At 71.4% G+C, this 23,138-nt stretch carries 22 protein-coding genes; 14 read left to right on the top strand and 8 right to left on the bottom strand.

The features are described from left to right. The first annotated feature begins 92 nt into the window (after nt 1-92). Entirely contained in the window at nt 93-983 is an 891-nt protein-coding gene (locus AMIS_RS27580; RefSeq protein ID WP_014445714.1) for a LysR family transcriptional regulator, read from the top strand. Nucleotides 984-1,457: 474 nt separating this feature from the next. On the opposite strand, the gene AMIS_RS27575 is transcribed toward AMIS_RS27580, so the two are convergent. After that, nucleotides 1,458-2,738, bottom strand: a complete 1,281-nt coding sequence (locus tag AMIS_RS27575; protein WP_231859108.1) for a prolyl oligopeptidase family serine peptidase — start codon at nt 2,736-2,738, stop codon at nt 1,458-1,460. 217 nt (nt 2,739-2,955) lie between these two features. Here AMIS_RS27575 and AMIS_RS27570 point away from each other — a divergent pair, with 217 nt between their 5' ends. Then, nucleotides 2,956-3,297: an effector-associated constant component EACC1 gene (locus AMIS_RS27570; protein WP_157435108.1), complete on the top strand. Its 342-nt coding sequence runs from the start codon at nt 2,956-2,958 to the stop codon at nt 3,295-3,297. Nucleotides 3,298-3,301: 4 nt separating this feature from the next. Next, nucleotides 3,302-5,875 (top strand): caspase, EACC1-associated type, encoded by a 2,574-nt coding sequence (locus tag AMIS_RS27560; RefSeq protein WP_014445711.1) that lies wholly within the window; start codon nt 3,302-3,304, stop codon nt 5,873-5,875. Between the two features lie 16 nt (nt 5,876-5,891). Here the strand turns inward: AMIS_RS27560 and AMIS_RS27555 are convergent, their stop codons facing one another. Then, nucleotides 5,892-6,227, bottom strand: a complete 336-nt coding sequence (locus tag AMIS_RS27555; protein WP_014445710.1) for a hypothetical protein — start codon at nt 6,225-6,227, stop codon at nt 5,892-5,894. Between the two features lie 58 nt (nt 6,228-6,285). Between AMIS_RS27555 and AMIS_RS27550 the strand changes: the two genes are divergently transcribed. Further along, nucleotides 6,286-7,035, top strand: a complete 750-nt coding sequence (locus AMIS_RS27550; protein WP_014445709.1) for a DeoR/GlpR family DNA-binding transcription regulator — start codon at nt 6,286-6,288, stop codon at nt 7,033-7,035. Nucleotides 7,036-7,646: 611 nt separating this feature from the next. Here the strand turns inward: AMIS_RS27550 and AMIS_RS27545 are convergent. From AMIS_RS27545 to AMIS_RS27535, 3 genes are all read right to left on the bottom strand, one after another. Further along, complete coding sequence (locus tag AMIS_RS27545) at nt 7,647-9,017, bottom strand: pyridoxal phosphate-dependent decarboxylase family protein (RefSeq protein WP_014445708.1); 1,371 nt, start codon at nt 9,015-9,017, stop codon at nt 7,647-7,649. A gap of 70 nt (nt 9,018-9,087) precedes the next feature. Then, on the bottom strand, nt 9,088-10,026 hold the full coding sequence (locus AMIS_RS27540; RefSeq protein ID WP_231859106.1) for a PrsW family intramembrane metalloprotease: 939 nt from the start codon (nt 10,024-10,026) through the stop codon (nt 9,088-9,090). Nucleotides 10,027-10,074: 48 nt separating this feature from the next. Then, on the bottom strand, nt 10,075-11,391 hold the full coding sequence (locus tag AMIS_RS27535) for a jacalin-like lectin (protein WP_014445706.1): 1,317 nt from the start codon (nt 11,389-11,391) through the stop codon (nt 10,075-10,077). Nucleotides 11,392-11,547: 156 nt separating this feature from the next. Here AMIS_RS27535 and AMIS_RS27530 point away from each other — a divergent pair, with 156 nt between their 5' ends. After that, nucleotides 11,548-13,431 carry a phosphatase PAP2 family protein gene (locus AMIS_RS27530; protein ID WP_014445705.1) on the top strand — a complete coding sequence of 628 codons (1,884 nt, stop codon included), beginning with the start codon at nt 11,548-11,550 and terminating at the stop codon, nt 13,429-13,431. A gap of 561 nt (nt 13,432-13,992) precedes the next feature. On the opposite strand, the gene AMIS_RS27525 is transcribed toward AMIS_RS27530, so the two are convergent. After that, complete coding sequence (locus AMIS_RS27525; protein WP_014445704.1) at nt 13,993-14,697, bottom strand: GAF and ANTAR domain-containing protein; 705 nt, start codon at nt 14,695-14,697, stop codon at nt 13,993-13,995. 235 nt (nt 14,698-14,932) lie between these two features. Here AMIS_RS27525 and AMIS_RS27520 point away from each other — a divergent pair, with 235 nt between their 5' ends. After that, nucleotides 14,933-15,652, top strand: coding sequence for a GAF and ANTAR domain-containing protein (locus AMIS_RS27520; protein WP_014445703.1), 720 nt, complete (start codon nt 14,933-14,935; stop codon nt 15,650-15,652). Nucleotides 15,653-15,682: 30 nt separating this feature from the next. Here the strand turns inward: AMIS_RS27520 and AMIS_RS27515 are convergent, their stop codons facing one another. Next, nucleotides 15,683-16,072, bottom strand: coding sequence for a hypothetical protein (locus AMIS_RS27515; protein WP_157435106.1), 390 nt, complete (start codon nt 16,070-16,072; stop codon nt 15,683-15,685). Between the two features lie 112 nt (nt 16,073-16,184). Between AMIS_RS27515 and AMIS_RS27510 the strand changes: the two genes are divergently transcribed. The 8 genes from AMIS_RS27510 to AMIS_RS27475 all read left to right on the top strand — a co-directional run bounded on the left by AMIS_RS27510 (nt 16,185) and on the right by AMIS_RS27475 (nt 21,892). After that, nucleotides 16,185-16,850 (top strand): dienelactone hydrolase family protein, encoded by a 666-nt coding sequence (locus AMIS_RS27510; protein ID WP_014445701.1) that lies wholly within the window; start codon nt 16,185-16,187, stop codon nt 16,848-16,850. Continuing rightward, nucleotides 16,847-17,482 carry a phosphoribosyltransferase gene (locus tag AMIS_RS27505; protein ID WP_014445700.1) on the top strand — a complete coding sequence of 212 codons (636 nt, stop codon included), beginning with the start codon at nt 16,847-16,849 and terminating at the stop codon, nt 17,480-17,482. The genes AMIS_RS27510 and AMIS_RS27505 overlap by 4 nt, the downstream gene beginning before the upstream one ends. 63 nt (nt 17,483-17,545) lie before the next feature. Next, nucleotides 17,546-18,256: an ABC transporter ATP-binding protein gene (locus AMIS_RS27500; protein WP_014445699.1), complete on the top strand. Its 711-nt coding sequence runs from the start codon at nt 17,546-17,548 to the stop codon at nt 18,254-18,256. Continuing rightward, complete coding sequence (locus AMIS_RS27495; protein WP_014445698.1) at nt 18,253-18,981, top strand: ABC transporter permease; 729 nt, start codon at nt 18,253-18,255, stop codon at nt 18,979-18,981. Before AMIS_RS27500 ends, AMIS_RS27495 begins: the two co-directional genes overlap by 4 nt. Before the next feature lie 11 nt (nt 18,982-18,992). Then, a complete protein-coding gene (locus tag AMIS_RS27490; protein WP_014445697.1) occupies nt 18,993-19,604 on the top strand; it encodes a TetR/AcrR family transcriptional regulator in 612 nt (203 codons plus the stop codon). A gap of 40 nt (nt 19,605-19,644) precedes the next feature. Next, nucleotides 19,645-20,001: a hypothetical protein gene (locus AMIS_RS27485; protein ID WP_231859105.1), complete on the top strand. Its 357-nt coding sequence runs from the start codon at nt 19,645-19,647 to the stop codon at nt 19,999-20,001. A 79-nt stretch (nt 20,002-20,080) separates the two neighbouring features. Further along, entirely contained in the window at nt 20,081-20,755 is a 675-nt protein-coding gene (locus AMIS_RS27480; RefSeq protein WP_014445695.1) for a DUF6766 family protein, read from the top strand. 87 nt (nt 20,756-20,842) lie between these two features. Beyond that, complete coding sequence (locus AMIS_RS27475) at nt 20,843-21,892, top strand: LCP family protein (RefSeq protein WP_014445694.1); 1,050 nt, start codon at nt 20,843-20,845, stop codon at nt 21,890-21,892. Nucleotides 21,893-21,935: 43 nt separating this feature from the next. Here the strand turns inward: AMIS_RS27475 and AMIS_RS44700 are convergent, their stop codons facing one another. Further along, entirely contained in the window at nt 21,936-23,042 is a 1,107-nt protein-coding gene (locus AMIS_RS44700) for a methyl-accepting chemotaxis protein (RefSeq protein ID WP_014445693.1), read from the bottom strand. Nucleotides 23,043-23,138 lie beyond the last annotated feature (96 nt).

The following is a 23,138-nucleotide window of genomic DNA, read 5'->3' as shown; positions in this document are numbered from 1 at the left end:
TCCGGTTTCGGCAACAGTGTGGGCCGGGGGATCCGGTTAGGAAAAGCGACGCTTTATGAGCGGTACTCTTAAGTTCAGCTAATCTGTGGACCGTGCTGGAGATCCGCCGCCTGATCCTGCTCCGCGAGCTCGCCGTCCGCGGCACGATCGCGGCCGTCGCCGAGGCGCTCAACTTCACCCCGTCCGCGGTGTCCCAGCAGCTCAGCCTCCTGGAGAAGGAGACCGGCACCCAGCTGCTGCGCAAGGCCGGCCGCCGGGTCCGGCTGACCCCGCAGGCCGAGGTCCTGGTCGCCTCGGTCGGCGAGATCCTGGACACCCTGGAGCGGGCCGAGGCCGGGCTGCAGGCCGCCGCCACCCGGGTCACCGGGCGGGTCCGGGTCGCGGTCTTCCAGTCGGCGGCGCTCGCGTTCATGCCGGCCACGCTGCGCGCCATGGCGGCGCGCTTCCCCGACGTCCGGGTCGAGATGGTCCAGCGGGAGCCCGAAGAGGCGCTGCGCGAGACCTGGGCGCGCGACTTCGACATGGTCATTGCTGAGCAATACCCGGCACACGCCGCTCCGCACCATCCCGGGCTGGATCGGCGCGATCTGACAACCGACGCGATCCGGCTGGCGCTGCCCGCCGAGGACGTCTCCCTGCGCCCGGTCGACTCCCTCACGGCCGCCCGCCACATGCCGTGGGTGATGGAACCGCGCGGCGCGGCATCCCGGCACTACGCCGAGCAGGTCTGCCGGCGGGCCGGGTTCGAGCCGGACGTCCGCTACGAGACGGCCGACCTCCAGGCGCACATGCGGCTCGTCGAGTCGGGCAACGCGGTGGCGCTCATCCCCGACCTGGTGTGGGCCGGGCGCCCCACGTTGTGCCGCCTGCTGGAACTCGGCGAACGCCCCCGCCGCACGATCTTCACAGCCCAGCGCCTGGCCGGCGCGGCATCACCGGCGGCCCGGGCCTTCCGCGACATCCTCGGCGAGTCGGTCGGATGAGATTCTCCGGGTACGCGCGACCCCGTCCCCGCAAACCCCGCTGTCCCGCCACCGCCAACCCTGACGCCCCTTCCGCCGGCGCCCGCAGCCGCCGGCACCGGCGTCCCCGCACCCTCCCGTGAAACGCCCGCGCGTGAAGTTGAGGCGCCGGGCGCGCCTTTTCGTCGTGCCCGCCCGGGGATCGTGGAAAGTCGCGTGCCGGCTGGCGCTCAGTGTCGTCCGACCAGCCCTCAGACAGCACGGAAAGCCAGCCGGCCAACACGAGCTGGCTCGCAGCGCTGTCGCCGGCCCGGTCCGGCAGCACTGCGCACCAGCCGGCGCTCAGCGTGACAGCACTGGCAACCGGCCGGACCGGCTGGTGCTGAGGGTGTCAGCGCTGGCGGCCGGCCGGACCGGCCGGCGCTCAGCGCAGTTCCAGCGTGTGGAGCCCGGTCACGGATCGCACCCCCACTCCACCCCCGAAACCGCGAGCCCCTACGCCGGGCAGGGCGAGTAACCACCCCGTACCCCAATGGTGAATTTGCAGCCGAACGTCGCGGCGGCCACCGCGCGCCGGTCCAGGATCGCGTCGCCCGTGGGGCGGTGGCCGGTCTCCACCCAGCGCACCAGGTCGTCGAAGCCCTGCTTCAGCTCCGGCTGGGTGAAGCCGCAGTGCGTGATGTCCCGGATGGCGCGCGAGACGAAGTTGCGGCCGCCGGACTCGCGGGCGTAGTACTGCTCCATCGAGAACGGGACGAACAGGTCACCGATCCCGTGCAGCGACAGGACCGGGATCCGCGGCTTGCCGGCGATCACCGGGACGTCCGCGGTGGTGGTCCGGCGGACGCGCAGCACCTCGGCGTTGAGCTTCCACTCCTGAAGGCTGAGCCGCCAGGCGTCGGTCGAGCGGTAGAGGGTGTGCTTGTTGTCGACGCTGCCGGCGGTCAGGCTCGGGTAGAAGCTGAACAGGAACGGTGCCCCGCCCTGCGACGCCGCGTTCCAGTAGGCGAGCGCCGCGTCGAATCCGGGCCGCTCGCCGCCGCTGCGCCGCTCGACCACGCCGGCCCAGGTGCGCCCGGCCGCGGTGAGGCCGGACCGCACGCCCAGCGCCGCGACGATCTGACCCAGTTGCGTGCCGAACTCCGCGGTGGCCGGGAAGTCGACGTCCACCCCGGCGAGCGCCGCGCCGGTGACCGTGGTGTCCAGGAAGTAGTCGAAGAGCTCGACGTCGCCGAGCACCCCGCAGGTCGGCATCGCGCCGGCGAACGTGCGCGGGTACTTCTCGATCGCGACGCCCGTGACGTGCCCGCCCATCGACGCGCCGGTGATGTAGACCTTCCGCGCCGCCCGGCCGGTGGCCTGCCGGAACACGTCGATGAGGGCGTGCGTGTCGGTCACGCCCTGGTTCACGTCGTACCCGTTGGTGGCGTAGCTGGAGGCCGCCCACGCGAAGCCGCGTTCGATGTAGTGGGCGCGCAGCGCCGGGTTGTCGACGAAGACCGTGGTGCCGTTGCCCCGGTAGCCGTGGGCGTAGACGACGAGCCGCCCGTTCCAGCGCTTCGGCTTCTCGATCCGGTACGCCGCGCCGTCCCGCACGCCGGTCCACACCTGGGCGCCGGGCAGGGCCGTGAACGGCGTCCCGTCGAGCTCGCAGTCCGGGTCGGCCACCGTGTATCCGGGCCGCCCCGGCACGGGTGGGTCGCAGGTGGGCGCGGCCGCGTGCGCCGGTGCGGCCGGGACGAGCAGAGCGAGGGCGAGCAGGACACGACCGATCATGGCGTTACCTCCCGGTAACATCCAAGGGTCGACTCAGGTCGATGTCAAGGGCGCTGCCGTTTCGTGATAGCTGCCGCGATCCTGCCGGCAGGCTCTGCGACGAGCCCTCTTCTTATGTGTCGTCCTATTGGCGGTGCCCATCGGCTGGACCACACTGGACGCCAGCCGCAACGGAGCGGCGGTCCGAGAATGAGGCGGTCGAATGAGAATTTCTGTGGTGGCGGCCGAGGATGAGCAGGCCACGCTGGGAATGTACCGGTGGTTCCGCGACGACGAGAACCTTGCCGGGCATGCGGTCGAGATGCGCGACGACGGCCGGCCGACCGGCACGATGGGCGCGATCGAGTTCATCGACGTGGTGCTGACGCATGGTACCGCCCTGGCGAATCTGGTGATCGCGTATGCGACGTGGCGGCAGTCGCGCGACGACGACACGACCGAGGTCACCTTCACGTGCGACGGCAGGTCGATCACCGTGAAGGACGCCTCGCCGGAGACGATCGATCGGATCGTAGCGGCTCTCTCGTCGCCGGCGAGCCCCGAAGTGGAAGGACGCTAGCGGCATGGCCCGGCCGCACCAGCCCGCGACCTGGCTGCCGGACCCACACAGGTCCCGGGCCGTTCTGGTGGGGGTCTCCGCCTACGACCACTTGGAGGCTCTGCCGGCGGTGGAACGCAACCTGTCGGCCTTGAGTGAGTTGTTGACCGCACCGAACCTGTGGGGGTTGCGGACGCAGCACTGCGTCACGCTGCACAACCCGCAGAGTGACGAAGATGTTCTCGACGCCGTCAACACCGCGGCCGACCAGGCGACCGACGCCTTGATCGTCTATTTTGCCGGGCACGGGTTGCTCGACCACCGGGACGAGCTCCACCTCGCTCTCTCCCTGGCCAGCCGTAAGCGTCTCTACCGCACGATCCGTTACGACGATCTGCGCCGTGAGGTGGTGGAGACAGCGCGCAACTGCCGCAGCAAGGTCGTCATCCTGGACTGCTGCTACAGCGGGCGCGCCATGCAGGGTGCGATGGGTGTGCTCGACGTCGCGGAACAGACACGGATCGCCGGAACCTATCTGATGACGGCCACCGCGGAGACGAGCAAGGCGCTCGCCCCGCCCGGTGCCGACTACACCGCGTTCACCGGCGCGCTGATCGACAAGATCAGCGCTGGCATCCTCGACGGTCCCGAACTACTCGACCTCGAGACGCTCTTCTACCACCTGCGCGCCGATCTCCTCGCGCGACGGCTTCCCGTCCCGCAGCAGCGGTCACGCAACGACGGAAGCGCCATCGCACTGGTGCGCAACCTTGCCTACCGCGAGGCAGGCGGCGACGCCGGCGACACGATCGCGTCCCACCCGCCTGCGCCCGCTCCCACACCGCCTCCCGCGCTGCCGGCGCAGATGCGGCAGGCCGCCGAACTGACTCCGCTCGCGACCCTCGCCCGGCTGCGGGCACTGCGCGGGAGCGGCGACAGCAGGCAGGCGGACGAGTTGCTCGCCGTGGCCGCCACCCACCGCCGCAACCAGGAGGTGGCTGCGCTCGGCGCGCTGCTTCTCCGGGAGGGACTCATCGAGGACTTTCGCACCTTCGCGCAGTACGTGGCCCGCCGGTCGACCTCGAATCTGCTGGAACTGCTCCGCACTCTCGACATCATCGACGCGCCGGACGTGGCGCGCGGATTCATGGAGGCCTTCGCCGGTGGGCCACCGGCCGAAACCGCTCGGCTCGCCAAGGAGCTGCGTTATGAGGGTCTCGGCAAGCATCTGGAAAGCCTCGTCGACGCCGCGCTGCGTAACTCGCCGGACGTTGCGTCGCGTACGACGCTGGTGGGCGAACTCTGGATGGCCGGGCTGCGTGACGAGGTGGACTACTTCGTCCAGCAGGTCGCCCCCGCGTTGTCGTCCGGAGACGTCCTTGCCCTCGCCGACGAGTTGCGGACCGCGGGGCGAGAAGACGCGTCGAGCCGGCTCTACGCCATGGCGGAGCCGTCGGGTGCAGGGCCATCCGGTCCGGTGGCCGACATGGCGTCACCTGCTGACTCCGCCGCGGCCCTGGACCGCAGCGCCGAGCGCATGACCGACGAGGAGATCGCCGAGCTGGCCCGGTCACTGCGCGATGCGAACCACGAGGACGCCGCTCTCCACCTCCTGAGTACGGCCGTCGGTGTACGGCCGGCGGCGAGCACCCTGCGCCTGATCGACGCGCTGCGCGAGGTGGGCCGGCCCGTCGATGCGGTCGAACTCCTCAAAGTCGCGGCGGTCACCATGCCGCCCAAGGAGCTGGCCCAGCTGCTGTCGATTCTCCACGATAGAGGCCGGCGCGCCGAATGGTCCACCGTGTTGTCCAGCGCTGGGCAGCGCCGGCAGGGCGATGCCGCGGCAGTGTTGCAAGCACTCGGCGAGCTCGGCGCCGTCCTGACTCCCGCGCAGATCGGCACTCTGACCGGTGAACCGGACGAGGCCGGGCTGAGGGCCATTATCGCAGACCTCAAGCCCCCCTGGGATTTCGGTGCGTTGGCGGCCCTGCTGCAGTATCTCATCCACAGGCTGGGAGCCGACGGGCTCGGCAGATTCCTCCTGGACCTACCTCGCCCCGACATCCGGAAGTTGTATTTCCAAGCAGCCCGGGCGGGCAATCCGACGTTGTCCATGGTGATCAGGGCCCTGTCGCCGCTCGACTCGATCCATTGGTTGTTCGTGATCGACGCGACATGGCAGCTCGGCGAGCTGGTGGCAAACCTGCGCAAGGCCGGCTTCGACGGTCATGCCGACGCCGTCCTCACCGAGGTTTCCTTCTCGCGCACACTCCCTGAGATCCTCGCCATCGCACTTCAGGATCTCCGTCACCGGGGGCAGGATCGGGATGCCGACTTCCTCCTCTCCGAAATCGTCGACAAACGCAAGTTCTACGCCTTCAGGCACGGGCGGTCCGCCTACGCCTTGCTTGAGGTCGTCTTCGCCTTGCTGGCCGGCGGGCAGGACGATGAGGTCCGCAGAGCGATCAACCGCATTCCGCAGACCCGCCACCGCGCCGAGATCCTCGAGTTCAGCGAACTGCTCATGAAAGCCGGTCTGGCCGACCTCGCTCGGCGACTGCTGGCCGCGGCCGACCGGCGTGACCGTAGCCCTCAGTGACCGCCTCGTTACCCCGTCACGCCGGGATCTCCGCGAGGTCGTAGTAGACGGGAATTCCGCGTTCTTGCGCGATCTTCACGTCCTGGTCCGCGCCTGTCGACTCGCCGGGCAGGCGCAGCACCGCGTCGCAGTGCTGCAGGAGCCGGCGCGCGGTCGGGTAGAAGATCTCGTCAGCCCGCTCCGGCCCCGCACCGCGCAGCACCGGCAGCGCCACCCATTCACCGATCATCGGCACGTGGCCGGCCTGGAAGATCGGCCACGCCGCCTCCTCGAGCCGGGCCAGATTCGCGGCCATCAGCTCGGGGTCATCTCCGGTACCGGAGCGGTAGGGCCCCGCGATAAGAATCATCATGCGGAGCACTGTACAGTCAGAAACGCGCAAGAGTCGATAATAATGAGGAGAAACACGGATGCTGGCGGCGGAGCGACGTGACTACCTGCTGGCCCGGCTGCAGGCCGACGGCAAACTCGTGGCGAAGGATGTCGCCGCTGAGCTGGGCATCGCCGAGGACAGCATCCGGCGCGACCTGCGCGAGATGGCCGCTGCGGGTCTGTGCCAGCGGGTCTACGGCGGGGCGCTGCCTATCTCCCCGGCCGCCGCCGACTATGCGACCCGGACCACTGTCGCCGCGGCCGGCAAGGAGCGGGTCGCCCGGGCCGCCGCCGCCCTGATCCGCCCCGGCGCCACGGTCCTGCTCGACGGCGGCACGACCGCGCTGGCCGTCACCGCCGCGCTGCCCGCGGACCTCGAGGCCACCATCGTCACGCACAGCCCGACGGTGGCGTCCGCACTGGTCAGCCACCCGTCCGTGGAGGTCTACATCCTCGGCGGCCGCCTCTTCAAACACTCCGCGGTCACCTCCGGCGCCGCCACCGCCGAGGCCGCCCGCCGCGTCACCGCCGACCTCTTCCTGCTCGGCGTCACCGGCGTCCACCACGAGGCCGGCCTGACCACCGGCGACGCCGACGAGGCCGCCATGAAACGCACCCTCGCCTCCCGCGCCGCCGACACGTTCGTCCTCGCCAGCAGCGAGAAGATCGGCGCCGCCTCCCCGTTCGAGGTCCTCCCGGTCACCGACGTCAGCGGCATCATCACCGACGCCGCCCCCACCCACCCGGTCCTGATCGAACTGCAACAAACCCCCATCTTGTACGCGTGACGCCGCCCCCAACCGCACCCGACCCGTCCCCGAGAGTCCGCGGCGACCCCGGCGCGGCGCAGGGCCGTCCGGCCCCTCGCGCGCCACTGCCCACGCAAGGTCCACGCCGCCCGCGCCGCCCGCGCAAGGTCCACGCCGCCCGCCGCCCGCCGCCCGCCGCCCGCACTGAACCGCCCGGCAGCGCGCCAAGCTGTTCCGCAAACGGCGTGGGCCGTGCCCTGCGCGCCCTGGCCGGCCGGTCCGCAGTGTCGGTGCGGCTGTTTTGACCACGGGGACGGGCGTTGCCGGCATAGGTGATCGCCTCACTTCACGGCGTCGCCCCGCAGCGGCGACCAGCGCACACGTTGGCGGTTTGTGGTCGTTCATCGTCCCTATGGCGGTGGTCAGCGCACACGATCGCTTTCCGTGTGCGCTCATAGCCCTTCATATTCCCGACTTGTCGGTTTTAGGGACTCTACGAGCCCAGCGCGTCCACGGACTTCCGCGAAGCGCTGCGGACGCCCCGCCCTCCGGACAACGCGCCGTGGCCCGACATGATGCGTTCCACCACAGCCCGCACGCGAAGCTCGCTCACTCGGGCTGACCCATTCCATGGACGGCCCGCCCCGGTGTCACGCCAGGTGTTCGCGCAGGGTCTCGACTACTCGGTCGACGTCGGCTTCCGTGGTTCGCCAGTTGCTGAAGGCGGCCCGCAACCCCGGCACCCCCCGATAGACGGTCGGCGTCAGGAACGCCTCACCCGCGTCCGCGATCGCCCGCACGGCCGCGGCCACATCACCGGGAAAGGTGAAGCAGACGACGTTCAGCCGTACCGGGGAGAGGAGCCGGACCCCCGGCAGAGCCGCCAGCCGCGCGCCCAGCCGGTGTGCCGCCGCGATGTCGCGCCGGACGATCTCCCGGTGACCCTCGGTGCCGTAGGCGGTCAGGGTGAACCAGGCGGCCAGGGCACGCAGGCGCCGCGAGTTCTCCGGCGTGAGATGCACGTGGTCGGGGCGCGGACCGGGCTCGCCGAGGTAGGACGCCGCGTTCTGGAAGACCCGGACCTGCAGGTCACGGCGGCGGGTGAACTGGACCGCCGAGTCGTACGGCACGTTGAGCCATTTGTGCAGGTCGACGCAGACCGAGTCGGACGCGTCCAGCCCGTCGACCAGGTGCGCGTGCTCCGGGGACAGCGCCGCGAACGCGCCGAACGCGGCGTCCGTGTGCAGCCAGAACGGATACTCGGAGCGGAGCGCGGCGATCGCCCGCAGATCGTCGAAGTCCACGGTGTTCACCGTTCCGGCGTTCGCCACCACGATCGCCGGCCGCCCGCCGAGGTCCCGCAGCGCCGCCTCCAGAGCGGCCACGTCGACGGCCTCCCGGTCCGGCAGCGTCGGGACCAGGCGCAGCGCGTCGCGGCCGATGCCGAGCATGGCGAGGGCTTTCACGGTGCTGGAGTGCGGCGTGCCGGAGAGGACGGTCACCTCGCCGAGCGCGCCCACCCCCTGCTGCGCGATGCTCACCCCGAGCTGCTCGCCGAGCCATTCCCGGGCGATCGCGAGGCCGACGACGTTCGACATGGTGGCGCCGGAGACGAACGCGCCGGTGAAGCCGTCGCCGAGCCCGAACATGTCCCGCAGCCACCCGGCGGTCTCGTCCTCCAGGTCGGCGGCGGTCGAGCCGGACCGGTTGGAGCCGTTCTGGTCGAGGGCGCCGGTCAGCCAGTCACCGGCGAGTGAGGCGGGTGTCGCGCCGCCGGTGACGAAGCCGAGGTAGCGGGGTCCGGCGCTCGCCGAGAACCCGGGCGCCCAGCGCTTGTCGAAGAGGTCCAGCGCGCCGGCGGCGCCGACCCCGTGCGCCGGGAGGGTGGCCGGGCTCGGCGCTTCGGGGGTACGGGCGACGGGCCGCTCCCCGAGTCCGGCGAGGAGCCGTGTCGCGTAGTCGCGGGTCGCCTGCAGCAGTTCGGGGAGGGCGGCGAGGTCGCCGGCGAGTAAGGGGTCCACGTCTGTAGAACGTAGGTTCGCCGCCGGCGGCCTGTCGCGGTCCACCTGGAGGAGGCTGGCTTGCGAAAGCTCAGAACCGCCAGTACAGGCCCCGGTCCTCCCGGTCCGCGCGGCGGCGCACCCGAACCAGCCAGAGCACCCCGATCAGCGAGACCAGCACGAGCCCGCCCCAGGACAGCACGGTGAACACGTGCGCCTGCGAACTGGTGAACGACGGTTCGTAGCCGCGGCCGAGCAGTTCCACCTCGTACGGCGTGCCGGTCAGCACCAGCGTGACGACGAGCGCGATGCTGTGCATGGCGTCCCAGAGCGCATGCAGCAGAGCCACCCCGAGGTACGTCAGGACGAGCCGCCCGGTGAACGCGTAGTGCCGCCGTCCGCTCGCCGAGAAGAGCACGCCGCCGAGGATGGCCGTCCACAGTCCGTGACCGACCGGGGCGAGCACGCCGCGCAGCAGTTCGGTCTGGACGAGCGTGACGACGGAGAGGCCGTTCTCGGTGAAGAGCGCGGTGAACGCGTACCCGGCGGACTCGAACGCGGCGAAACCGAAGCCGACCGAGGCGCCCAGGATCACGCCGTCGATCGCGTACTTGTGCTGCAGTCCGCGGCAGAGGAAGGCGAGCGCGGCCAGTTTCGCCGCCTCCTCGATCAGGCCGACGCCGCCGAACAGGAACGGCGACGGGTGCAGGAGGTACGTCTCGAGCAGCGACGCCGACAGCACGCCGAGCACGCCGCCGGTGACGAACGTGCTGAACAGCAGCTCCGAGGTGACCTCGCTGCTGTGCCGCCGGCCGTACGCCCAGAGCACGAACGTGACGGGCACCAGGAAGCTGCCGAGCAGGACCAGGGTGGGCACCAGATTGGGGTTGCCGGTGGCGAACGTGACCACGACGGTCAGCAGCCACAGGCCGAGCCCGGTCAGGAAGACCCGCAGCCAGGTCCGTTTCTGCGGTGTCCGGGTCTCGGTGATCTCGTACATCTGCGCCTCCCGCGCGTCGTCGGCGGGCACCCGGTTACCCCGGCCGGATGCCCGCTGACACGGGAAGTGACGTACACGTCAGCGACGGGTGTAGATGAACCCGAGCCTGTCCACCTCGTCGCCGCCCCGGCCGTGGAAGCCGGCGATCTGCCATCCGGCCGGCGCGGTGCTGGTCACACAGTCCGCAGTGGTCGTCCCGCCGGTGACGCCGGCGCCGAGGCTGGTCGTGAACGTCGCGGAGAAGATCCGGGTCTGTCCGTTGTGCTTGCCGCGGCACAACCGGGCGCTCGTCACGTATTCCCCGCTGCGCAGGGTGAGCGACGTGGCGGTGCCCCCGCTGCCGCCGTGGACCAGCGTGCCTCCGCCCGCGAGGCCCGCCGACACCTGGTCGACGCGGGACCCGGCGCGCAGCCCGATCGTGGTGAGCGGCCCGGCCGCGTCGATGTCGGTGAAGTGGCTGCCGTGCGGCCCGCCGAACGGATCACCGACCTGGTACGCCGGGTTGGCCGTCCAGCTGAACGACGTGCTGATCGGGAAGTGGTCGGAGAGCATCAGCCCGTCGGCGGTGACGAACCCGGCGTGCTCGTTGTGGTACCCGGTCGCCGTCAGCGTGACCGCCCGGCTGCTCCGGTAGAGCACCTTGTCGACGACCTCGCAGCTGTCGGTGATCGCCGCCGCGTCGCAGAGCAGCGCGTCCGACCCGGCGGCCGGGGCGGTCCCGCCGCGTTCCAGCTTCACCCACGCGTCGGTGAGGCCGTTCGCCGCGACGAATTCCCGGATGGTGTCGGCGGCCCGGGTGTACCGGGTGTTCGTGTCGCCCATGACGATCACCGCGTTCCCCGCCGAGTGGGTGGCGATGAACGCGCTGAGCTGGCGCAGGTTGCCGGCGCGCGACTCCTGGTCGCCGGCGCTGGTGCCGGCGTTGGTGTGCAGGTTGTAGAAGTCGACGAAGACGCCGCCGGCGATCCGGTGCCGGGCGAACGTGAAGCCCTTCGGGGTGAGGCAGTCGCCGGAGTCGAGCTGGCAGGAGTCCCAGTCGCCGCGCTCGAAGTCGTCGGTGTCGTAGGGGACAGTGGCCAGGCTGTTCAGCCCGGAGCCGATGCCCGCGCCGCCACTGGTCGGAGTCCGGTGGGCGTGCGTGGTGTCCGCCGCGTACAGGTGGGCGTGGTAGTTGAAGTCCTCCTGGACGTGCACGACCTCGTAAGGCGCGAGCCGCTGCCCGATCGCGGTGGTCGCGGTCTTCCGGTCCACTTCGGCACTGGAGAGCAGCTCGGGCAGACCGGCGATGTTGTAGGTGAGCACGTCGAAGGAGCCGCCGGCGGCGTGCGCCGGGGCGGGGGCGGCGAGCAGGGCGGCGGCGAGGACGCCGGCCGCGAGGATTCCCTGTCGGAGCATGTCCGGAAGATATCGGCGGACGTCGAGTTACGGAACCGGGCCGATCAGCCGTTTTCTCCGTTGTTCACGCTCACAACACGGAGAGTTGGGATGATCTTCGCCGGGTACCCGAAAGCTGGGCGCGATCTTGCCCCCGCATGCCTCGGAGCCCCGCACATGAACCTCAGCCGCCGTACTCTGCTGCGCGCTTCCGCCGCCGGAACCGCCGGCCTGATCGCCGGCCCCTCGCTGCTCTCCTCCGCCGGTGTCGCGGCTGACAAGGCGATTCTTCCCGCCTTCGTGGACAGCTACCAGACGAACATCACCGCGAACCTGACCGCCGAGACCAACGCCGCGGTCCGCATCCTGTCCGGCATGAAGCAGGTCTGGGCCACCGGCACCGCGTGGAACACCGGGACCGTGCTCGACGAGGCGTTCCTGCGCGCCAACGTCCGCTACTGCGTGAAGACCACGCACGAGCGCACCGACGCCGAGGCCGCCCGCGCGTTCGTCGTGGACCGCCAGCACCAGAGCTACTCGGTGATCGCCGGTCTCGGCCCGCTCGCCGACGTCTACAAGGCCGGCGCGCTCGCCGTCACCAGCATCACGTCGGCGCCCGCCACGACCCCCGCGACCACGGTCAGCGACGCGGTCCCGGCCGGCGCGCCCGCGGGCTCGGCGATCGGCGCCGGCTCCACCAGCTCCGCGCTCGGCAAGGTCGTCACGCTGGTCAACACGCTGCGCGGCAACTACTCCTCCGGCAACCCGGCGAAGTTCGCGTACCAGTACCCGCGCCCGTGGCGGATGACCGCCGACAGCGAGGTCGTGCCCACCGGCGCGACCGACGCGCTCGGCTACCCGGTCTACGACGCGGACACCATCGTGGTCCCGCAACTGCTCCGCCAGCGCAGCACCAACCCGGCCGAGGACGGCGGCTACGTCAGCGGCCACACCAACGCGCTCTACCTCGCCTCGATCGCGCTCGCCTACGCCGTGCCGGAGCGCTTCCAGGAGATGATCACGGCGGCGTACGACCTGGCCGAGACCCGGATCGTCGCCGGCATGCACTCCCCGGTCGACGTGATCGGCGGCCGCATCCTCGGCACCGCGCTGGCCGCGGCGATCCTCGGCGACGCGGCCAACGCGACGCTCAAGGCCGAGGCGCGCGCCCAGGCGCTCGCCTATTTCCAGGCCCGGGTGGGTACGGACGTCCGCGCCTTCGCCCACTCTTCCCCCACGTCCGACGGGTACGGGGACCGCTCCCGCAACGCCGCGATCGTCAAGCCGAAGCAGACCTACGGGCTGCCCCGCACCCGCAACAGCGCCGCCTCCCGCGCTCCGTTCGTCGTCCCCAAGGGCGCCGAGGTGCTGCTCGAGACCCGTATGCCGTACCTCGACGCCGCGCAGCGCCGTGAGGTCCTGCGCACCACCGCCCTGGCCGCCGGCAACCCGCTGCTCGACGGCGGCGAGCAGTGGGGCCGGCTCGACCTGTTCACCGCGGCCGACGGCTACGGCGCGTTCGACACCACGGTCGCGGTCAGCCTGGACGCCGCCGCCGGCGGGTTCGCGGCCGCCGACACGTGGCGCAACGACATCGTCGGCCGCGGCGGCCTGATCAAGCTGGGCACCGGCGCGCTGACCCTGACCGGCGACAACGAGTTCAAGGGCGGGACCACCGTCGCGCAGGGCACCCTGGTCGCGGCCGCGAAGAACGCCCTCGGCTCGGGCTCCGTCACGGTCACCGGCGGCACCCTGCGCCTGGACGCCGAGAAGGTCCACATCGGCGGCGCGCTGCGGCTCAGCGCCGGCACCCTCGCCGCGACGGTCCGCCCGCACGGCGCGCCCCCGCTGACCGTGCACGAGGAGGCCGTGATCGGCGCCCGGACCGTCCTGGAGATCGCCGTCGAGCCGAAGAAGTACGACCGGGACAAGGCCGTCCCGGTCCTGAAGGCCCGCAAGATCCGCGGCCGCTTCGCCCGGGTCGTCGTGACCACGCCCGGCTACCACGCCGAGCTGATCCAGCAGAACGACACGGTGGCCGTCCGCCTCCGCAAGTCCTGACCCGCCGTCCCCGAGCCGTAGCCGACGCAGGTTCCCCGCCCGCAAACCCTGCGCCGGCTACGGCTGGCGCGCATGATGCCACTCGGGCTGCGTTGATCTCCCGTTCGGGTGGTGAACGGCGGGGCGGCTCAGGGTGGGCTCGTGCGTGGGTGGCGGCTCACGATGCGGCTCTGTCGCGAGGGCTGCGGCGCACCGAGGCTCATGCCGGCCGCGATGAGGTCGCACGGAAACGGTTCGTGTGCTTCCATCCCGGCCCCGGCGTTGATGGATCGCCACGCAGCCGTTGCGTGTGACCTGATCCCGTGGCACCGGCGTTGCGTGTGACCTGATCCCGTGGCACAGCCGTTGCGTGTGACCTCATCCACGCCACCGCTGGCGTGCGGCTCGGGTTTGAGGCGGCTGCGCGGGGAGTGCGTCGGGGCATCACCGTGCAGGGGCGGGATCGACCTCGGCCGGATGGGGGCCCCGCGGCCCTGCGTCGCACCCGGGTCTCGTGCCGGCGGGGGCGGGACGGGTCGGCTGCGGCTGGGGGCGGGTCACGGCGTACCCGATGGGAGAACCTCAGGGGCGGGAAGCTCGTTCGACCAGGGTGGTGGCGACGTCGCGGAGTTTGCGGTTGGCGCTCTGGGACGCCTTGGCGAGGATCGTGAAGGCCTCGTCCGCGGTGCATCGGCGCTGGCTCATGATGATGCCCTTGGCCTGTTCGATCACGGCCCGGCTCTCCATCGCGACCTGCATCTGGCGGGCCAGGGCGGCGGTCGTGTCGTAGAGGCAGGCGTTCGCCAGGCAGACCGCGGCGTAACCGGCGAACGTCTCGGCGAGCAGCAGCGAGTCCTCGCCGAAGGCGCGCACGGTGGTGGCGTAGATGTTGAGCGCGCCGGTCACCGTCTCGTGGACGGGCAGGCCGACCGAGAGGACGCTGTGCACGCCGACCGAGCCGGCGTGGTCCTGCCAGCCGGGCCAGCGAACTTCGGCGCGGACGTCGTCGACGAGCAGCGTGGTCTGGGTGGCGGCGGCGGCGAGGCAGGGGCCGCGGGCGTTCTCGTACTGCCACTTGTCGATCCAGAGGGCGGCGTCGCCGGTGCATGCCACGGTGCGCGGGCCGGGGGAGCGGATCAGCGTCACGGACACCTCGAACGCGCCCGGCACCGCTCGTTTCGCCAGCGTCGCCACCTGCTCGAGGACGCCCTCGAGATCGGTGTCGCTCAGCGCGATCCGGCCCAGCTCGTGCAGGGCTGCGGTCGGGTCGGCGAGCTCGGGCGTCATGGCATCGAGTTTCTCCTCAGGTGAGTGCCCGGCACCGGAGATTTCCCGGATGAGCGCGGGGATAACCCATTGGGTATTATCTGGCTCCTGCGGCCGGAGTCGTTCATCGACGAGGGCCTTCCGGCGTCAAGCAGCGGCGCGGGTCCGGGGATCGTGTGGTCCTCCGGGCAGCGACACCGTTACCCACGCGACCCGCCGGCGGCGGATCGCGCACCGCTGCGGGGATCCTCTGACGTTGAAGGCGCACGACCCGACCGATTCCGCGGAAACCGGTCGCATCTTCGCTGAACTCGGCCGCATCAAGCTGGGTGAGACCGACCTCGATGGTGTGTTGCATCAGGTCGCGGACCTCGCCCGGCGGACCCTGCCCGGCGCCGGGCAGGTGTCGATCACCATGATCCGCGACGGGGACGCGTACGCCGGGGCGCACACCGGCCCGGCGGCGCTGCTGCTCGACGAGCGTCAGTACGCGGGGGCTGCCGGACCCGGCCTCGACGCGGCGCTGCACCGGACCACGGTCGCGGTTCCGGACACCGCGAACGACGAGCGCTGGGACGGCTGGCCGAGGCTCGCCGCCGAGGCCGGGTTCGGCAGTGTGCTCTCGGCGGGCCTGCCGATCGGCGACAGCATGGCGGGGGCGCTCACCCTGTACGGCGAGCGGCCGCACGGTTTCGACGACGACGGTGTGACGCTGGCCGGGACGTTCGCCGGGTACGCGTCGGTGGCGCTCGCGAACGCCCACCTCTACGACAGCACCGCGAGCCTGGCCCAGCACATGCAGGCCGCGATGGAGAGCCGGGCCGTGATCGAGCAGGCCAAGGGAATCATCATGGGCGAGCGGCGGTGCTCGCCGGACGAGGCGTTCGCCATCCTCACCAAGGTCTCCCAGGACAGCAACCGCAAGCTGCGCGATGTCGCGGCGGCGCTGGTCGAGCGGACCCAGCGCGCACCCTGACGGGCGGGGCGCCTGTCCCGACGGGGGTGGTCAGGCGCTCACGTCGAGCCGCCCGCCGCCTGCGCCCTGCTTCTCCAGGTGCCGCAGCGCGGGTTCGAGATATCCGGCGACCGGGTTGCGGCCGCCCGCCCGGTCGTACCGCCGGGACAGATCCCGCAGATAGGCGGCTGTCACCTCCTGGCCGGGCGCGAGACGGCCGGCGGTCCGGTCGGCGGCGATCGCGGCGGCCAGCGAGTTGATCCAGCCGGCGTTCGGCTCACCGGGTTTGATGCTCTGGCCGGTGGCCTGCAGGATCAGCTCCCGGTCCCGGTCGGTCAGCGAGGCGGCGTCCTCGCGGGCGCTCTGGCTACGGGCCCGGACCGGCCGGGCGCCTGTCACCGGGGGCGCCGGCTGGCTGCGGTTCAAACGGGAAATGGACATGGCGGCTCCGACCCCCGTGGACATTCTTCTCTCTCCTGATCGGTGCGCGCGGGGCGCTGCTGAGGCAAACCGGTGAGGCGTATCCGCAGCTCGGACGGGTACTCCCCAGGGCATGACCAGTTGGAAGACCCAAGAACGGATCAACGCCGGCGGGGTACGGCTGGACGGCGACCTGACTCTGCCGGAGCACCCGGCCGGATTGGTCATCTTCGCCCACGGCAGCGGTAGCTCCCGCCACAGCCCGCGGAACCAGATCGTGGCGGCGGAACTGAACCAGTACGGGTTCGCCACCCTGCTCGCTGATCTGCTGACGCCGGACGAGGAGGTGGCCGACGAGCGTACCGGCCTGCTGCGGTTCGACATCGGCCTGCTCGCCGACCGGGTGATCGGCATCATCGACTGGGCGCGGAACCATCCGCCGACCGCCGCGCTGGCGTTCGGCCTGTTCGGTGCGAGCACCGGCGGGGGAGCGGCCCTGGTGGCGGCGGCGGCCCGGCCGGAGGCGGTACGCGCCGTCGTGTCCCGTGGCGGCCGCCCGGATCTGGCCGGCCCGGCGCTGCTGGAGGTGCGCGCGCCCACGATGCTGATCGTCGGCGAGCGTGACGTGAACGTGGTCGACCTCAACGAGCAGGCGCGCAACACCATGCGGATCAGCGCCGAGCTGCGGGTGATCGCGGGCGCGACGCACCTGTTCTCCGAGCCGGGCGCGCTGGAGCAGGTCGCCGAGGAGGCGGCCGGCTTCTTCCAGATGCACCTCGCCGTGCCGGTGTCACCATGATCTTCGCGGATCGCACGGCGGCGGGGATCGCGCTCGCGGAGCGGCTGGTCTCCGCGGAGCTGGACCATCCGCTGATCCTCGGCCTGCCGCGCGGCGGCCTGCCGGTCGCCGAGCCGGTGGCGAAACGGCTCAAGGCCGGCCTGGACATCGTGGTGGCCCGCAAGATCGGCGCGCCGGGGCACCCGGAGTTCGGCGTCGGCGCGATCGCCGAGGACGGGCCGCCCGTCTTCGACCGGGACAACCTTCGCTATGCCGGCGCCACCGAGGCCGGCATGGCGGCGACCCTGGCCGCGGAACGGGTGGAGCTGAAGCGGCGGATCCGCGACTACCGGGGTGACCGGCCGGCGCCGGCGGTGCGCGGCCGGACGGTGGTGCTGGTCGACGACGGGCTGGCGACCGGGGTGACGGCCCGGGCCGCGATCCTCTGGCTGCGCGGGCACGGCGCGGAGCGGGTGGTGCTGGCGGTGCCGGTCGGCGCGCCGTCGGCGCGGGACGCGCTGAGCGCGGAGGCGGAGGTGGTCTGCCTGTCCGCGCCGGACCGGTTCGCCGCCGTGGGGCAGTGGTACGACGATTTCGCCCAGCTCACCGACGAGGACGTGAAGGCGGTGCTGTCGGAATTCATCACGTGTTGAAATCTGCCGTGCGGGAGGTCTACCGTGAAACTCATCAAGTGATGAGTTTCAGGGGAGGCACGCATGATCGAAGTCAAGGGCCTCGTGGTCAAGCGAGGCAGACGCGTCGTGCTCGACGCGTTCGACTGTGAGATACCGCGAGGCAGCGTCACCGGCCTGCTCGGGCCCAGCGGCAGCGGCAAGACGACATTGATGCGCGCGATCGTCGGGGTGCAGGTCGTCGCGGCGGGCACGGTGACGGTGCTGGGTCACCCGGCCGGGTCCGCGCCGCTGCGTCGCAAGATCGGGTATGTGACGCAGGCGCCCAGTGTCTACGCGGACCTGACGGTGCGGGAGAACATCCGATATTTCGGGTCGCTGTACCGGATCTCCGCGCGGACATCGGATGAGGCGCTGGCCGCGGTCGGTCTGGAGACCCACGCGGACCAGCTGGTGTCCGACCTCTCCGGCGGGCAGCGCAGCCGGGCCTCGCTGGCCTGCGCGATCGTCAGCCGGCCCGAGGTCCTGGTCCTCGACGAGCCGACCGTCGGACAGGACCCGGTGCTGCGCGACGAGCTCTGGAACCACTTCCGCCGGCTCGCCGCGGACGGCGCCACGGTGCTGGTCTCCAGCCACGTGATGGACGAGGCGAACCGCTGCGACCGGCTGCTGCTGATCCGCCAGGGCGTGCTGATCGCCGACGACACCCCGGCCGCGGTGAAGCAGTCCGCCGGCACCGACGACCTCGACGAGGCGTTCCTGCGCCTGATCCGCAGACAGGAGGTGACGGCGTGATTCTCCTCAACACGATCCGTCGGATCCTGAACCAGCTGCGGCACGACCCGCGGACCATCGCGATGATCGTCGTGGTCCCCACGCTGCTGATCACGCTCATCTACTTCATGTACGAGGGACGCCCCGGCGCCTTCGACCGGATCGCCCTGATCATGCTCGGCGTCTTCCCGTTCATCGTGATGTTCCTGATCACCAGCATCGCGATGCTCCGCGAGCGCACCAACGGCACCCTGGAACGGCTCTTCACCACGCCGGTCGGCAAACTCGACCTTCTCTTCGGGTACGGGGTGGCGTTCGGTCTCGCGGCGACCCTGCAGGCGTCGGTCGCGGCCGGGTTCGCCTACTGGATGCTCGGCATGACGACCGCCGGCAGCGTCGGCCTGGTGATCCTGATCGCCGTGGCCAACGCCGTGCTCGGCGTCGCCCTGGGCCTGCTGTGCAGCGCGTTCGCCCGCACCGAGTTCCAGGCCGTGCAGTTCATGCCGGTGGTGGCCGCGCCGCAGCTGCTGCTCTGCGGGCTGTTCGTGGCCCGTGACCAGATGGCCGGCTGGTTGCAGGCGATCAGCAACGTGCTGCCGCTCTCCTACTCGGTGGAGGCGCTGACCGAGGTGGGCGCCCATGCGGAGGCGACCGCGACGATGTGGCGTGATCTCATCGTGGTGGTCGGCGCGATCGTGGTGGCGCTGATCCTCGGCGCGGCGACCCTGCGCCGCAGGACGGGATAGGGGGCTGTTGAGTGGTGCGACGGACCGGACGCCGTCCCGGAAACCCGGACACCCGTGAGGCGATCCTTGCGGCGGCGCGCGCCGCGTTCGCCGAGAAGGGGTTCGACGGCGCCTCGATCCGGGGGATAGCCACCGGTGCCGGGGTCGACCCGGCGCTGGTGCACCACTACTTCGGCGCCAAGGACAAGCTCTTCCTGGCGGCGATGAACTCGCCGATGGACCCGCTCGACGTGATCGCCGAGGCGGCGGCCGGGGACCGGTCCGAGGTGGGCGAGCGGTTCGTCCGGGTCTTCCTGGAGATCTGGGACGGCCCGCGCGGCGCGGCCGGGGTGGCGTTGCTGCGCTCGGTGGTCGGCACCGAGTGGACCACGAAACTGTTCCGCGAGTTCATCCTCACCCAGATCCTGCGCCGGGCGGTGCCGAAACTGGGTCTCGACGAGGCCGAGGGGCAGCTCCGCGTCACCCTCGCGGCCAGTCAGATGGTCGGGATGGCGATGGCCCGCTACGTCATCAAAGTCGAGCCGCTGGCGTCGGCGCCGCCCGAGGTGGTGGTGGCGGCGATCGGCCCCACCGTGCAGCGGTACCTCACCGATCCGATGCCCGGAGTGTTTCCACGGCGCTGAACAGGGGCACCCTCCCGGCGTGCGATGGCTCTCTGTGTCCGTGTGTCTGCTTCTGATCGCAGGCTGCGGGTTTGTCGAGGATCGTTCCGACGCGGCCGCAGCGGTGGCGTCGTCCTTCCTCACGGCCGTCGCCGAACGCGACGGCGCGGCCGCCTGCGGCGTCCTGGCGCCCGCCACCGCGGAGAAGATCGGCGAGGATTGCGCGGAGGGCGTTCTGAGCGAGCCGCTGCCGGCGCCGTCGCCGGTCACCGACGCCCGGGTGTACGGCCAGCGCGCTCTCGTCCGGCTCGGCGACGAGACGGTTTTCCTGGGCATGTTCCCCGGCGGCTGGCGTGTGGTGGCGGCCGGCTGCACGCCGCAGGGCGACCGTCCCTACGACTGTGTCGTGGAGGGATGATGCGGTTTCAGTTCTGGCTGCTTCTGATGATCGTGGTCGGCGGTCTGGCGTACTTCGCCACGCTGGGGGTGCTGCACCGATGAGACGCTTCCTGAGGGAGAACTCCCTGGGTCTCGTCTTCGGGGCGCTCTTCCTGATCGTGCTCGTCGGGCAGGCCTTCGCCGGGCACGCCGACTACAACCAGCAGCAGGTCGCGGCCGGAATGGAGCCGATCTCGCTGGGCCGGTACCTCACCTCGGCCAGCTTCGGCGTCGACGTCGCCGAGAACTGGCAGTCCGAGTACCTCCAGTTCTTCCTCTACATCTGGCTGACGGTCTGGCTCGTGCAGAAGGGGTCGCCGGAGTCGAAGGAGCTCGGCAAGGAGGGGCCCGAGTCCGACCGTGATCAGAAGGCCGGCGCGTTCGCCACGGACGCCTCGCCGCGCTGGGCGCACCTCGGCGGCCTGCGCGGGTCACTCTTCGCGAATTCCCTGGGCCTGGTCATGGGTACGCTCTTCGTGCTCTCCTGGCTGACCCAGTCGATCGCCGGGACGGCCGCGTTCAACGAGGAGCGGCTGCGTGACCTGCAGGAGCCGGTCACCTGGGCGCAGTACCTCACCGAACCGGACTTCTGGAATCGCACCCTGCAGAACTGGCAGTCCGAGTTGCTCGCCGTCGCCTCGATGGTGATCCTCTCGATCTACCTGCGGCAGCGCGGGTCACCGGAGTCGAAGCCGGTGGGTAGTTCCGACGAGGCGACGGGCGTGGAGGGCTGACGCTCAGGGATTCCGGGCACCCTGCCGATCTTCGGAGTGTCCGCCCGCCCGCCGTCGGAAGGTGCCCCGTTGTCGCGCTGGAGGCGAATGCCCCGCTGGGGGAAGGTCCTGACCGTTCTCTGCGCGCTGCTCGCGCTCGTCGCCGGGCCGGTCGTGGTGACCAGCGGCGTGCTCGCGTACCGGTTCAACGATCTGATCGGGCGCGACGACGTGCTGGCCGACGCGGCGGCGCTGCCACCGATCACGGCGCCGCCGGAGTACCAGTCGTGGATCCGCAAGTCGGCGCGTTCCTCGTCGGTGGATCTGCCCGCGGCGGCGGGGCACGCCCGCAATTTCCTGGTGCTCGGCGTGGACACCCGCAAGGGCTGGACGGCCGCCCAGTCCCGCAGCGACACGATCATGCTGGTGCACGTCGACGGCGACGGATCGGACGCCTCCGTCGTGTCGATCCCGCGCGACTCCTACGTCTACATCCCACCGGTCGCCGGCAAGTGGGCGGGCGGCAAAACCAAGATCAACGCAGCGTACGCGTGGGGCGGCGCGCCCCTGATGGTGCAGGTGGTCAGCCACCTCACCGGCGTGACCATCGACAACGTGGTGCGGGTCGACTTCGCCGGCGTCCGGCGGATCACCGACGTGGTCGGCGGCGTCGACGTGCGGGTCGCCCGGACCGTCCGGGACAAGCGGACCGGCGTGACGTTCCGGGCCGGGCGGCACCACCTCGACGGCCGGATGGCCGAGGTCTACGTCCGCCAGCGGTACGGCCTGCCGAACGGCGACTTCGACCGGGTCAAGCGGCAGCAGCAGTACCTGCGCGCGCTCGCCGAGAAGGTCACCTCGCTGGGCGTCCTGGCCCACCCGCTGAAGATGGACGAGTTCGTCACCGCGATCGCCGGCTCCCTCGTCGTCGACTCCGGGATGAACCTGGCCGGCGTGGCCCGCGACCTCTCCGGTCTGCGGCCGGACGACCTGTCGTTCACCACGCTGCCGTCCGACGGGTACGTGCGCAGCGCCGCCGGCACCGCGAACCGGCTGGTGCCCGAGGCGTGCGGCGAGTTGTTCGCGGCGTTGCTCACCGACACGATGGACGCGTACTTCGCGAAGAACGGCTCGTTCGCGGGATCGAGCGGCGCCTAGCCCCGCTCTCCTCACGATCGAGCGGCGCCCAGCCCCGCTCTCCTCACGATCGAGCGGCGCCCTGCCTCGCCAGGTAGTCCTCGATGGCGGCGCGCAGGTCGTCCGGCGCGTCCAGGAACTCCAGCCCCAGCTCGACGGCCCCGTCGCCCCGCACCACGCGGCGGGCCACCCGTGCCTCGGCGGCCCCCCGGAGGCCGTCGAAGGCGAACTCGGCGCGGGCCTCGTCGCCGACCGTGAACGGCGACCCGGCCGGCGTCGTGCAGCCCACTCCGTCGGCGCTGAGATCCACCGCCTCCGCCGTGATCGTCCGGCCCGATGTGGTGAGCAGGACCTGACCCCGTACCGGAAGGCGGTCGTGCTTGCGCCGCTCCAAGCGCTCGGCGACGTCGGAGAGATCGCCGATCTGCGCCATCGTGGCGTCCACGCTCTGGTGCAGCTGCGTCACGATGTCGTTCTGCCGGTCCGCGATCCCGCCCAGCTGACGCATCGCGTCCTCGATCTCGCCGACGTCCCGGATGATCGCGGTGAGCGTCTCGCCCATCTGCGCGACGTCCGCCTCCAGCGCCGCGACGGTGCTCGTGATCTGCTCGGTCGAGTCCGCTGTCGTGTCCGCCAGGCCCTTCACCTCGTCGGCGACCACGGCGAACCCGCTGCCGGCCGCACCGGCCCGGACCGCCTCGATGGTGGCGTTCAGCGCGAGCAGCCGGGTCTGCGAGGCGATCCGGGAGATCACGCCGGCGATCCCGGCGACCTGCCGCAGGCTGGCGTTGAGCGCGGTGGCCGCCTCGTCGGCGCTGTGCGCCCGCTGCACCAGCGCCTCGGCCGCCACATTCGTGATCGTCACCCGCTCCTGGGTGGCGGCCGCCGAGTCCCGCGCGGCGCCGACCTGCACCACCACGTCCTCCAGCTTCCCGCCGATCACCGCGGCGGTGCTGTCGATCGCCTCCTTCGCCCGCCGGCGCAGCCGCTGGTTGAGCCGCACCTGGTCGACCTGAGCGCTCTGCGCCCGGGCCTCCCGGTCGGCGCGCAGCCGCTCCAGCTCGGCGTCCCGCTCGGCGAGGGCCGCGGTCAACTCGGCGATCCGCTCCCGGGCGTCGGCGGGCGAGCCGTCACCCTGCGAACCGAGGAGCCCCAGCAGGCCGCGCGTCATGCCGGGCACGCGGCCGTCATCGGCATCACGGTCGGCGGCATCACGGTCGGCCTCCCATCCGGCACGTCGGACGCCCCCGACGCTACCCGCAGCGGG

This window comes from Actinoplanes missouriensis 431, assembly GCF_000284295.1.
GTDB lineage: Bacteria > Actinomycetota > Actinomycetes > Mycobacteriales > Micromonosporaceae > Actinoplanes > Actinoplanes missouriensis.
This window is presented reverse-complemented; position numbering and strand designations above follow the sequence as displayed.